Raw genomic sequence first — 12,096 nt, 5'->3', positions numbered from 1 at the left:
CACCGCTGTCGAGGAACGCGGCGGGCAGGGCGCGGGTTGTGTCGCGGCGCACCCGTGCCGCCGCCCGTCTTTGTCCAGAGCGATCCTTTCATGAAGCCTCATGTCATCTGCCACATGCTCACCAGTGTCGACGGCCGCATTCTCGGCGACCGCTGGCGCCCGCAAGGCATCGAGTCCTCGAAGCTCTTCGAAAAGCTGCATGACGAGCTCGGCGGCGATGCCTGGATCGTCGGGCGCGTCACCGGCCAGGAATTCGCCAAGGCGGCGAGCTATCCGCCGCAGACGGGCGAGCGCTTCGAGCGGGCGGACCATATTCTCGACCGCGAGGCGGAGACCTATGGCGTCGTGATCGATGCCGAGGGCAAGATCGCCTGGGGCCGGGCCGAGATCGGCGGCGATCCGATCGTCGTGGCGCTGACGGAAAAGGTCTCCGACGCGCATCTGGCGGGCCTTCGGGCCGACGGCGTCTCCTATGTCTTCGCCGGCAAGGACCGGATCGACTTCGCCCTGCTTCTGGACAAGCTGAACCGCGAGCTCGGCATCGAGCGGCTGCTTCTCGAAGGCGGCGGCGGTCTCAACGGCTCGTTCCTGCGCGCGGGCTTGATCGACGAGCTCAATCTCGTCGTCTGTCCGGCCGTCGACGGCTCGAAGGGCGCGCCGAGTCTTTTCGATTCGCCGGAGGACGAGGCGGGCGCGCCGGCCCCGCTCGCCGCCATGCGGCTGGAAAGGAGCGAGGTGCTGGAAGGCGGCGCGATATGCCTTCGCTACCGCCTGGAAAACGCCTGACGCCCGGCGGGCCGCGGCGGCGCGGCGCAATCGGCGGCCGCGTTTCGGCAGGCGCCGACCGTTGACTTGGCCGCGGCGGCGGTTAAAGCATGTCTCCATTCCGAGGGGCGCCCTTCTTTCCGGGCTGAGATGGCGGCGAGCCAGTACCCTTGAACCTGAACCGGGTCATGCCGGCGTAGGAACGGGAATCGGGTGGCTGGCTTTCCAACTCTTTCGGCGGTGTCGCGCCGTCTCGCGGGCGATCGTCGCATCGCCACCGGCCGGGTGCCGCGTCGGGCGGGCCTTGCCGCGCGGGGCATGCGGGGCCTCGCGCCGGCGTTCCAGGTCGTCGGCCGCACCGGCCGCGCGGTCCTCGCCGTGCTCCTTCTCTGGCAGGCCGCCATCCTCGTCGTCCGGCCGCCGCGCTTCATGCTGCCGTCGCCGCTCGATGTCGCGGCCACCTTGCTGGCGCGGCATGCCTTCCTGCTGCGCGAAACCGGCACGACGCTGGTCGAGATCGCCCTCGGGCTCGGCTGCGGCGCGGGGGCGGGCCTTCTCCTCGCGCTCGCCACCGTGGCGCTGCCGCGCTTCGGGTCGCTGGTCTGGCCGCTGCTCCTGGTGATCCAGGCCATGCCGGTCTTCGCGCTCGCCCCGCTTCTCGTCCTCTGGTTCGGCTTCGGCCTTGCCTCGAAGGTGACGATGGCGGCGCTGATCATCTTCTTTCCCGTCGCCTCCGCCTTCGCGGACGGGCTGCGGCGCACCGATCCCGATCTTCTCGACGCGACCGCGCTCACCGAGGCGACGCCCTTCCAGGCGCTCTGGCACGTGCGGGTGCCGCTGGCGCTGCCCGCGCTCGTCACGGGCCTGCGCGTCGCCGCGCCGCTCGCCCCGCTCGGCGCCGTCATCGGCGAATGGGTCGGCGCTTCCGGCGGGCTCGGCTTCGTGATGCTCCAGGCCAATGCCCGGATGCAGACCGACCTCGTCTTCGCGGCGCTCGCGATCCTCGCCACCGTCACGCTTCTCCTGCGGGTCCTCGCCGATGCGCTGGGGCGGCGCCTCGCGCCCTGGGCGCCCGAAACCCGATAACCCACCCGAAGAATGGTCCGATGCTGAGACTTCTTTTCGCCGCCGGCCTGGTTCTTGCCAGCCTTGCGACCACCGCGCCGGCGGGCGCCGCCGAGAAACTGTCCGTGCTGCTCGAATGGTTCGTGAACCCGGACCACGCGCCGCTGGTCGTTGCCCAGGAAATGGGCCTCTTCGCCAAGCAAGGGCTCGACGTGGAGCTGATCCCGCCGGCCGATCCCTCGGCGCCGCCGCGCCTCGTCGCGGCGGGCCAGGCGGATGTCGCGGTGCATTACCAGCCGAACCTCTATCTCGATGTCGCCGCCGGCCTGCCGCTGGTGCGCTTCGGCACGCTGGTGGAAACGCCGCTCAACACGATCACCGTTCTCGCCGACGGGCCGATCAAGACGCTGGCCGACCTCAAGGGCAAGCGCGTCGGCTATTCGGTCTCGGGCTTCGAGGATGCGATGCTCGGCCGGATTCTCGAAAGCGCCGGGCTGAAGAAGACCGATGTCGAGCTGATCAACGTCAATTTCTCGCTGTCGCCCTCGCTGATCGCCGGCAGCGTCGAGGCCAATGTCGGGGGCTTCCGCAACTTCGAGCTGACGCAGATGCGTCTCGCCGGGCACGAGGGCCGCGCCTTCTATCCCGAGGAGCACGGCGTGCCGGCCTATGACGAGCTGATCTTCGTCACCCGCAAGGATCTCCTCGGCGATGCCCGCCTGCCGCGCTTCCTCGCGGCGGTGGAAGAGGCGGCGCTGTTCATCACCAACCATCCGGACGAGGCCTGGGCCATGTTCGTGAAGGCCCATCCCGATCTCGACGACGAGCTGAACCGGCAGGCCTGGCGCGATACGCTACCGCGTCTCGCCAAGCGGCCGGCGGCGCTGGATGCCGGGCGCTACGAGCGCTTCGGCGCCTTCATGAAGGAGTCCGGCCTGATCCCGGCGGTGCCGGTGCTCGCCGACATCGCCGTGGCGCTGCCGCGATGAACGGTGCGATCGACGCCGCGCGCCTCGCGGATCTCCTCGCCCGGCTGCGGGCGCGGAAGCCCCGCGTCCACTGCCTGCTCAACACGGTGGTGCAGGAGCGCGTCGCCGATGGGCTGACGGCGCTCGGCGCCGTGCCCTCCATGACGTCGAGCCCGGAAGAGGTGGCGGAATTCGCCGCCCGCGCCGATGCGCTGCTCGTCAATCTCGGCACGCTGACGGCGGAGCGGCGGCAGGCGACGGAGACGGGCGTCCAGGCGGCGCGCGCGGCGGGCCGGCCTTGGGTGCTCGATCCGGTGAAATGCGACGTCTCGGCGGTGCGGCTCGCCTTCGCCCGGAAGCTTCTCGCGGAGCGGCCGACGATCGTGAAGGCGAACGAGGCGGAGCGAGCCGTGATCGAGGCGCTGGACGAAACCGCGATGATCGAGACCGGCGCGGCGGATCGCCTGCGCCTCGGGGATCGGGCGCTCACCCTACACAACGGCCATCCCTGGCTCGCGGCGGTGACGGGCACGGGCTGTCTCGCCGGCGCGCTCGTCGCCGGCTTCGCGGCCGTGGAGGCGGACCCGCTGGCCGCCGGGGCGGCGGGGCTCGCGGTCCTCGGCATCGCCGCCGAGCGGGCGGCGGAACGGGCGCGCGGCCCCGGCAGCTTCGCCGTCGAGCTGCTCGATGCGCTGGCCCTGCTCGAACCCGCCGATCTCCACCAATCTCTGAGGATCGATCATGCCGGTGCCTGACCTTCGCCTTTACGCGCTCGTCGATGCCGCGCTCGGCCGCGAGCGCCTGCCGGAACTCGCCCGGCGGGCGGTCGCGGGCGGTGCGACGCTCGTGCAATATCGCGACAAGCAGGCCGGCACCCGGCAGATGGTCGAATGCGCCCGGGCGATCGGCGCGGCGCTCGCCGGCAGCGGCGTGCCGCTTCTGATCAACGACCGGCTGGACGTCGCGCTGGCCGGCGGCGCGGCGGGCGTCCATCTCGGGCGCGAGGACATGCGGGCGGCGGATGCCCGCGCGCTTCTCGGCCCCGGCGCGATTCTCGGCCTCACCGTCAAGAACGCCGCGGACGCGGCGGAAGCGGGCCGGGCGCCCGTCGACTATGCCTGTATCGGCGGCGTCTTCGAGACCCTGTCCAAGGTCAATCCCGATCCGCCGGTCGGCCTCGTCGGTCTCTCCGAATTGCGCGCCCGGCTGCGGGATCTCGCACCCCATCTGCCGGTCGGCGCCATCGCCGGCATCGATCTCGCCCGCGTGGCGCCGGTGATCGCGGCGGGGGCGGACGGCGTCGCGGTCATCTCCGCCCTGTTCGGCGCGGACGACGTCGCGGGCCGGGCGAGGGACCTGCGCGCCGCCGTGGATGCGGCATTCAAGGAGCGCGCGGCATGACGGCGATCGCGCTCACCATCGCCGGGTCCGACAGCGGAGGCGGTGCCGGCATCCAGGCGGATCTGAAGACCTTCTCCGCGCTCGGCGTCTTCGGCGCCAGCGCGATCACTGCCGTCACGGCGCAGAACACGCGCGGCGTCACTTTGGTCGAGGACCTGTCGCCGGCGATGGTCGGCGCGCAGATCGATGCGGTCTTGTCCGATCTCGCCGTCGGCGCGATCAAGATCGGCATGGTCTCGCGGGCCGAGACGGCGCGGGCCATCGCGGACGGGCTGCGGCGCCACGGGCGCCGCGCCGTGCTCGATCCCGTCATGGTGGCGACCTCGGGCGACCGGCTGCTGCGCGCCGACGCGGTGGCGGCGCTGCGCAGCGAGCTCCTGCCGCTCGCCGATCTCGTGACGCCCAACCTGCCGGAGGCCGCGATCCTTTCGGATCTGCCGCTGGCCGAGGACGAGGCGGCGATGCGCCTCCAGGCCGAACGCATTCTGGAAGCCGGGCCGAAAGCCGTCCTGATGAAGGGCGGCCACGGCCGGGGCGCGACGAGCACCGATCTTCTCTTCGACGGCGACAGGCTCCTGCGCTTCGAGGCGCCGCGCCTTGCGACGACGCATGACCACGGCACCGGCTGTACGCTCTCGGCGGCGATCGCGGCGGGCCTTGCCAAGGGGCTCGGCCTCGAGGCGGCGGTCGGCGAGGCCAAGGCCTATCTCACCGCCGCGCTGCGGGCGGCGGAGGCTTTGAAGGTCGGATCCGGGCGTGGCCCGGTCCATCATTTCCATGGCTGGTGGCCGGCATGAGCGCCGATCTCTTCGCGCGGCTGAAGGAGGCGGCGCACCCGCACTGGCAGGCCTATGTCGAGCACGATTTCGTCCGGCGCCTCGCGGCCGGGCGGCTGCCGAACGCGGCCTTCCGCTTCTATCTGGCGCAGGACTATCTGTTCCTGATCCAGTTCGCCCGGGCCCAGGCGCTCGCCGTCTACAAGGGGCGGACGCTGGCCGAGATGCGGGCCTCGAAGAGCGCGCTCGCCGCGATCCTCGATGTCGAGCTTGGCCTCCATGTGCGGCTCGCCGCCGAATGGGGCCTGACGCCAGCCGATCTCGAAAGCGCGCCGGAACATGCGGCGACCGTCGCCTATACGCGCTTCGTGCTCGATGCCGGCATGGCGGGCGATCTTCTCGACCTGCGCGTCGCGCTCGCCCCTTGCGTCCTCGGCTATGCCGAGATCGCGGCGCGGATCGCGTTGGAGGTACGGGCTCGGCCGGGCCATCCGCAGGGCGCCTGGGTCGAGGACTATGCCGGCGAGGCCTATCAGGCCGTGGCGGAGGCAGCGCGGGCCGAGCTCGGCCGCCTCGCCGAGGGCGCGCTATCGCCCCCGCGCCTTCGCCAACTGGAACGGCTCTTCGCCAAGGCCTGCGATCTCGAGGCGGGCTTCTGGCAGATGGCGCTCGACGCCGCAGCAAAGGACGAACCATGACCACGCGCCGCACCGTTCTCGCCGGTCTCGGCCTTCTCGCCATGCCGGCGATCGCCCGTCCGGCCCGCGCCGCGACGCGGCTCACCGTCGCCTCGCTGCTCGGCCGCGACAAGCCGGAAACGCTGATCTGGCGCCATGTCGCCGAAAAGGTCGAGGCGGCGCTGCCCGGCGCCTTCGCCTTCAACATCGTGCCCAATGCCGCGCTCGGCGCCGAGCGCGAGGTGGCGGAGGGCCTGCGGCTCGGCTCGATCCAGGCGAGCCTTCTCACCGTCGCCTCGCTCTCGGCCTGGGCCCCGGACACGCAGATCCTCGACCTGCCCTTCCTGTTCCGCGATCCCGCCCATCTGAAGCGGGTCGTCTCCGGCGATCTCGGCACGGTGATCAAGGCGCGGCTGGCGGCCGAGCGCTTCGCCGTGCCCGCCTTCGTCAATTACGGGGCGCGCAACCTCATCGCCAAGGCGCCGATGCTGCGGCCGGAAGCGGTGCGCGGCCATCGCATCCGCGTGTTGCAGAGCCCGGTCCACGCGGCGCTCTGGCAGGCCTTCGGCGCCTATCCGACCGCCATTCCCATCCCCGAGACCTACAACGCCCTCCAGAACGGCGTCGTCGACATGATGGACTTCACCAAGTCGGCCTATGCCGGCTTCCGCCTCTACGAGGTGGTGCCGGTGACGACCGAGACGCGCCATATCTGGGCCTCCGGCGTCGCGGCCTTCTCGGCCCCCTTCTGGGACGGTCTCGAAGCCGAGAAGCGCGCCGCGCTGGCGGCGGCGGTGACGGAGGGCGCGACCTATTTCGACGATCTCGTCGAAACGGACGCGGCGGCGGCGATGCGGAAGGCGCAGGAGGCCGGCGGCAGTCTCGTCCAGCCGGAGGATCTCGGCGAATGGCAGCGGATCGGGCGGAGCGTCTGGCCGGCCTTCGCCGGCGCGGTCGGCGGCCTGGACCGGATCGAGGCGATCGCGGCGGCCTGATCAGGCCGCGACGAGCAGGGCGCCGACCGAGAGGATGAGCAGCGCCACGAGAAGCGCGCCGAGATAGGGCAGGACGGCGCGGAACAGGGCGGCGGGCGGCAGCTTCGTCACCGCCGCCACAACATAGATCAGGATGCCGATCGGCGGCATCAGCCCGTGCGTCATCAGATTGACGACCAGGAGCACGCCGAAATGCACCGGATCGATCCCCGCCGCCGCGACGACCGGCACGAGGATCGGCCCGAGGAGCAGGATCGCGACGCCGATATCGAGAACGAGGCCGGCGACGAGCAGCACCAGATTGGCGGCGAGGAGCACCTGCCAGGCGCCGTCGCCGAAGCTCGAGGCGAGCGCCCCCGCGGCCCCCGCCGCGTCGTCCACCGCGAGAAGAAAGGCGAAGGGGGCCGAGGCGCCGATGAGGAGGCCGATCGCCGCCGCCCCCGTGCCGGCCTCCGTGAAGGCCTCGCCGAGCGCCCGCCAGCCGATGCGCCCGCCAAGGGCGAGGAGCAGCGTGTAGCCGGCGGCGAGCGCCGCGGCTTCCGTCACCGTGACGATGCCGAAGCGGATGCCGGCGACGACGATCGCGCCGAGACCGAAGGCCGGCAGCGCGCCGAGAAACGCGGCGCGGCGCTCCCCCGCATCGGCGCGCGGCTGGCGGTCGCCCTCGCGCGCCCGCAGCGCGATGGCGACGGCGAGCATCGCCGCCATCACGCCGCCGGCGACGAAGCCGAGGGCGAGCAGCCGGCCGATCGGCAGGTCCGTCGCGGCGGCGAGCAGCAGGAAGGCGATCGAGGGCGGAATGACATTGTCGAGCGTCGAGGTCGCGGCGACGATGGCGGCGGCCTCCGCCGGGGCATAGCCGCGCGCGGCGAGCTGCGGCGCGAAGGTGCGGGCGCCGAAGGCGGCATTGGCGATGGAGGAGCCGGAGGCGCCCGAGAAGAGGACGCTCGTCAGAAGCGTCGTCTGGGCGAGGCCGCCGCGACGGTGACCGACCAGCGCGGCCGCGAAGCGCACCAGCGCACCGGCGGCGCCGGAATCCGAGAGCAGGCTGCCGACGAGGAGAAAGAAGGGCACGGCGAGGAGCAGGAACTTCGCGACGCCGGACAGGGTGGTGGCGACGAGCGCCGGCGGCGGCAGGGCGCCGCCGAAACCATCGGCGAAGGCGGCCGAAGCGAGGAGGAGATGCGGCAGCGGCGCCCCGGCGAGAAGGCCGAGAAGCGCCAGCAGCCCCGCCGCGAGGCTCGGGGCGAGCCCGGCCGACGGGCCGAGGCCGAAGGCGAGACCGGCCATCCCCGCAACCATGAGCGCCGAGGCGAGAAGGCGCGGCAAGCGGCCGGCGGCCGAGCGTTCCAGGACGAGAAGGAGAAGGGTCGTCGCGCCGCCCGCCGCCATCAGTGCCGGCCGCAGCCATTCGGGCAGGCCGAGCGCGGGCGACAGGCCGCCGATCGCCCGCGCCGCCAGCGCGCCGCCGCCAAGGAGCGTCGCGGCGGCGGCGAGCACGAAGGCGTCCGCGACCAGCGCCGCGAGGCGGCGGCCGGCGGGCGGCAGGCGTTCCGTGACGAAGTCGAAGCGCATCGCCAGCGCTCCCTCCACGGCGAGCGGGCAGCCAAGCGCGACGAGGAGCTGGAACAGCCAGAGCGCCGCCTCGTCCGCGCCGAACAGGGCGCTGCCGAACAGGTAGCGCATGGCGACGGAGACGAGGACTTCGACAAGGAGAAGGGCGATGACCGCGCCGCAGGCGGCGCCGAGGACATGGCGGATCCGGCGCGCGCTTCTCAGCCGCGTCGAGGGCGCCGTGGCACGATCGAAACGCTCCTCCGCCATGGTCATCCTTCGGCGAACCTTCGCGAGACGGGAAAGGGGCGGCCGCCTGCCGAAAGCGGGGCGTCCGATCGGCGCCGGCTCTGCGCGCCGGGGCGCCCCGCGTCAAGGGAACACGGGTGAAACCGGTGCGAAACGCCGAAATCCTTTACGCGCGTAAAGCCGAAATCTTTTCATCCGCACGGTTCTTTGCCAGAAGGAAAGGCATGGAGCGGAAGGCGAAGAGCGGTCATGGCGCGGGCTTTTGACGGAGAGTCCGAAACGGAGCCCGTGTCGGTGGCGCGGCAGCGGCATCGCACGATGGACGATCTGGCGCGGGCGAGCGGCATCTCGCGTCCGACCCTTTCGAAATATTTCGACGATCCCGACAGCGTGCGGCGCTCGACCCGCGAGCGCATCGAGGCGGCGCTGCGCCTCTCCGACTATCGGCCGAACCCCTTCGCGCGCAATCTCAACCGCAAGCGCACGCGCACGATCGGCCTGCTCGTGCCCTCGCTCACCGATCCCTTCTATGCCGAGATCGTCAGCCAGATCGAGACGCGCTGCATGGCGGAGGGCTACTGGCCGCTGGTCATGTCCTCGCAGGGCTCGGCGGAGCTGGAGGCGCGCGCCTTCGAGGTCTTCCTGGCGCAGAAGGTGGCCGGCGTCCTCGCCGGCTCGCTCGGCACGCCGCGCGGCGACCACATGATGGAGGTGCTGGCGCAGGAGATCCCGCTCGTCCTCTTCGACAATGCGGTGGAGTTCCCGGCGCCCTTCGTCGGCAACGACAACCGGCAGAGTCTCGCCACCATCGTCAACTATCTCTGCCGCACCGGCGAGCCGCCCGCCTTCTTCGACATGCCGGCGGTGAACCACAATTCGCGCGAGCGCCACGCGCTCTATGCCCGCGCGATGGAGGAGCTCGGCCACGAGCCGCGCTTCCTCGGCACGCAGGCGGAAGGGTGGAAGGCCTGGGATTTCGAGCGCTTCGGCTTCGAGGCGATGGAGGATCTCCTGGCGCCCGGCAGGCTGCTCCCGCGCAGCATTCTCTGCGCCAATGATCGTATCGCCTTCGGCGTCATGGCCGCCGCCTTCGCGCGGGGCCTGCGCATCGGCCGCGACCGGAAGGCGGATCTGAGGATCGCCGGCCACGACGACCACCCCCTCAGCCGCTACACCTGCCCGGCGCTCACCACCATGGCGCAGGACATCGAAGGCATGGTCGGCCGAAGCACCGGCCTCCTCTTCGCCGCGATCAACGGCGAAACGCCGACCGAAAGCCGCGTGATCCTCGAAGCGCGGCTCGTGATGCGGCAGTCGGCTTGAGGAAGCAGCGGCTGCCGCTGCGATGCCGCGCGCCATCGTCTGCGACTATTCTGATCTTGCCCTCAAGGAGAAATGACGCAGCTTTGGCCTTTCTTCTCCCTCGCTCGCGGTCGGCCCGATCTCATTCGATCGGCGGCTGTTCGTAAGCCTCGAACCGGCGCCAGGCCGCCACCGCCTCGACGATCAGTTCGCGGGCCTGCGGGATGAAGCGGCCGGCCGAAGCGAAGCCGTGGATCTGGTCCGGCAGGCGCGAGACGGCGAGCGGGACGCCGGCCGCCCGCAGCCGCTCGACATAGGCGTCGCCCTCGTCATGCAGGATGTCGAGACCGGCCAGGGCCACGAAGGCCGGTGGCGCCTCCGCCAGATTGTCGGCGAGGAGCGGCGAGACGCGCCAGTCGGCGGCCTCCTCCGGCGTCGTCAGATAGTGGTCGCGGAACCAGGCCATGGTCCGGGCGGTGAGACCGTAGCCCTCGCCGTAGCGGCGATAGCTGTCGGCGCCCTGACGCGCGTCGGTGTTCGGATAGATGAGAAGCTGCGCGGCGAGGCGCGGCAACCCGTCCCGGCCGTGATGCAGGGCGAGGACGGTGGCGAGATTGCCGCCGGCGCTATCGCCGGCGACCGCGATCCGGGCGGGGTCGATCCCGAGCTCCTCCGTCGCCGCCCCGAGGAAGCGCAGCGCCGCGAGACAGTCGTCGAGAGCCGTCGGAAAGGGATGTTCCGGCGCGAGGCGGTAGTCCGGGCAGAGAACGACGCATTGCCCGAGATTGGCGAACCAGCGGCAGATGTCGTCATGCGAATCGAGATCGCCGATCACCCAGCCGCCGCCATGGACATAGAGAAGGGCAGGGGCGTCGCGCTCCGGCGCGCCGGTGCCGCGATAGAGCCGCGCCGGAATGGGGCCGCGCGGCCCGTCGATCACCCGCGCCTCGATGGCGGCGACGGGCTCCTTCTCGCCCTGGAGGACGAGATAGGAGGCGCGATAGGCGCGGCGCGCCTCGTCCGGCGTTCCCTCCTCGAAGGCTTTGCCGCCGGCCTCGGCGCCGAGCTGGAGGACGCGCGCGGCGCCGGGATCGATCGCCGCCGTCATGCCGCGAGCTCCGCCTCGGCGAGGAGCGAGCGCGCCTCGTCCTCGCCGAGCGGGGCGGGCTGCGCCGCCGTGCCGGCGATCGCCACACCCTCGCCCGTCTCGCCCGAGCGCAGCGCCGCCTCCATCACTTCCAGGACATGCAGCGCGAGATCGCCGGAGGCGCGGGGCGCCGCGCCCGTCGCGATGGAGCGGACGAGGTCGCAGACGCCGAGCATGCGGTAATTGGCGCGGCTCGGCTCGGCATAGGGCCAGTTGATCGCGCCGTAGAGTTCGTCCTCGCTCGGGAAGTCGCGCCAGTCCGCGCCGCGCTCCGACAAGGAGACCGTGCCGCCGAACGTGTCGGGATCGGGCAGGCGCAGCGAGCCTTCCGTGCCATGCAGTTCGATCGGATGGTTGGAATGGCGGAAGACGTCCCAGGAGGCGCCGAAGGTCACCGCCGCGCCGGAGGCGAATTCGAGGAGCGACAGGACGGTGGTCGGCGTGCCCACCTTGAAGCGCGTGTTCCGGAACGGCCCTTCCGCCGTGATCAGCCGCTCGTCCTCGCCGCGCGTCGCCAGCGCCATGACGCGGCGCACCGGCCCGAGCAGATTGACGAGCATGGTGAGATAGTAGGGCCCCATGTCGAGCACCGGGCCGCCGCCCGGCTGGTAGTAGAATTGCGGGTTCGGGTGCCAGTGCTCCATGCCCCGGCCCAGCATGAAGGCCGTGCCGGCGACCGGCTTGCCGATCGCACCCTCGTCCATCAGGCGGCGGGCGCGGCGCCCGGCGGCGCCGAGAAACGTGTCGGGCGCCGATCCGAGCCTCAAGCCGCGCGCCTTCGCCTCCGCGACGATCTTGCGCCCTTCCGCCGCCGTCACGCCGAGCGGCTTCTCGGTGAAGACATGCTTGCCGGCCGAGAGCGCCGACATGGTCACGTCGTAATGGGCGGCGGGGATCGTCAGGTTGAGGACGAGGTCGATCTCCGGCGACGCGTAGAGCTCGTCGACGCTCATGGCGCGGATGCCGTATTCGCGCGCCCGCGTCGCCGCCATCTCGGCCGAAAGATCGGCGCAGCCCTTGAGTTCGATGCCGCCGAAGAGCGCCGCGTTGCGCATGTAGGTCATCGCGATATTGCCGCAGCCGACGACGCCGATGCCGATCCTGCCCATTCTTTCCCCCACCCGGATTCCCAGCGGCCGACCCTGCCGGCCGGCCTCTCCGCCCGAAGGGCGCCTCGCTCCGCGCCGCCTCCGACCG

Annotated in this window: 12 protein-coding genes and 1 riboswitch; of the genes, 9 read left to right on the top strand and 3 right to left on the bottom strand. The window is 71.6% G+C overall.

Features of this window, described 5'->3' with window-relative positions:
• The first annotated feature begins 90 nt into the window (after positions 1–90).
• The 8 genes from IEY14_RS19030 (at position 91) to IEY14_RS18995 (ending at position 6,647) form a co-directional block, all read left to right on the top strand.
• On the top strand, positions 91–786 hold the full coding sequence (locus tag IEY14_RS19030; RefSeq protein ID WP_188911347.1) for a dihydrofolate reductase family protein: 696 nt from the start codon (positions 91–93) through the stop codon (positions 784–786).
• 93 nt (positions 787–879) lie between these two features.
• A riboswitch (TPP riboswitch) is annotated at positions 880–985 on the top strand.
• 98 nt (positions 986–1,083) lie between these two features.
• Positions 1,084–1,851, top strand: a complete 768-nt coding sequence (locus IEY14_RS19025; RefSeq protein WP_188911452.1) for an ABC transporter permease — start codon at positions 1,084–1,086, stop codon at positions 1,849–1,851.
• A gap of 20 nt (positions 1,852–1,871) precedes the next feature.
• Positions 1,872–2,819: an ABC transporter substrate-binding protein gene (locus IEY14_RS19020; RefSeq protein ID WP_188911345.1), complete on the top strand. Its 948-nt coding sequence runs from the start codon at positions 1,872–1,874 to the stop codon at positions 2,817–2,819.
• Positions 2,816–3,553 carry a hydroxyethylthiazole kinase gene (locus IEY14_RS19015; RefSeq protein WP_188911343.1) on the top strand — a complete coding sequence of 246 codons (738 nt, stop codon included), beginning with the start codon at positions 2,816–2,818 and terminating at the stop codon, positions 3,551–3,553. The genes IEY14_RS19020 and IEY14_RS19015 overlap by 4 nt, the downstream gene beginning before the upstream one ends.
• Positions 3,540–4,199 carry a thiamine phosphate synthase gene (thiE, locus tag IEY14_RS19010; protein ID WP_188911341.1) on the top strand — a complete coding sequence of 220 codons (660 nt, stop codon included), beginning with the start codon at positions 3,540–3,542 and terminating at the stop codon, positions 4,197–4,199. Before IEY14_RS19015 ends, thiE begins: the two co-directional genes overlap by 14 nt.
• A complete protein-coding gene (gene thiD, locus IEY14_RS19005) occupies positions 4,196–4,996 on the top strand; it encodes a bifunctional hydroxymethylpyrimidine kinase/phosphomethylpyrimidine kinase (protein ID WP_188911339.1) in 801 nt (266 codons plus the stop codon). Before thiE ends, thiD begins: the two co-directional genes overlap by 4 nt.
• Positions 4,993–5,673 carry a thiaminase II gene (gene tenA, locus IEY14_RS19000; RefSeq protein ID WP_188911336.1) on the top strand — a complete coding sequence of 227 codons (681 nt, stop codon included), beginning with the start codon at positions 4,993–4,995 and terminating at the stop codon, positions 5,671–5,673. The genes thiD and tenA overlap by 4 nt, the downstream gene beginning before the upstream one ends.
• On the top strand, positions 5,670–6,647 hold the full coding sequence (locus tag IEY14_RS18995) for a TRAP transporter substrate-binding protein (protein ID WP_188911334.1): 978 nt from the start codon (positions 5,670–5,672) through the stop codon (positions 6,645–6,647). Before tenA ends, IEY14_RS18995 begins: the two co-directional genes overlap by 4 nt.
• Here the strand turns inward: IEY14_RS18995 and IEY14_RS18990 are convergent, their stop codons facing one another.
• Positions 6,648–8,477 carry a TRAP transporter large permease gene (locus tag IEY14_RS18990; protein ID WP_188911332.1) on the bottom strand — a complete coding sequence of 610 codons (1,830 nt, stop codon included), beginning with the start codon at positions 8,475–8,477 and terminating at the stop codon, positions 6,648–6,650.
• A gap of 267 nt (positions 8,478–8,744) precedes the next feature.
• Here IEY14_RS18990 and IEY14_RS18985 point away from each other — a divergent pair, with 267 nt between their 5' ends.
• A complete protein-coding gene (locus tag IEY14_RS18985; protein ID WP_188911330.1) occupies positions 8,745–9,773 on the top strand; it encodes a LacI family DNA-binding transcriptional regulator in 1,029 nt (342 codons plus the stop codon).
• 121 nt (positions 9,774–9,894) lie between these two features.
• Here IEY14_RS18985 and IEY14_RS18980 read toward each other — a convergent pair whose 3' ends face one another.
• Positions 9,895–10,860, bottom strand: a complete 966-nt coding sequence (locus tag IEY14_RS18980) for an alpha/beta hydrolase (RefSeq protein ID WP_188911328.1) — start codon at positions 10,858–10,860, stop codon at positions 9,895–9,897.
• Positions 10,857–12,008: a Gfo/Idh/MocA family protein gene (locus tag IEY14_RS18975; protein WP_373289011.1), complete on the bottom strand. Its 1,152-nt coding sequence runs from the start codon at positions 12,006–12,008 to the stop codon at positions 10,857–10,859. Before IEY14_RS18975 ends, IEY14_RS18980 begins: the two co-directional genes overlap by 4 nt.
• Positions 12,009–12,096 lie beyond the last annotated feature (88 nt).

This window comes from Aureimonas endophytica, from assembly GCF_014642635.1.
GTDB lineage: Bacteria > Pseudomonadota > Alphaproteobacteria > Rhizobiales > Rhizobiaceae > Plantimonas > Plantimonas endophytica.
Note: the sequence above shows the minus strand (reverse complement) of the source record. Positions and strands in the feature narration are given on the sequence as shown.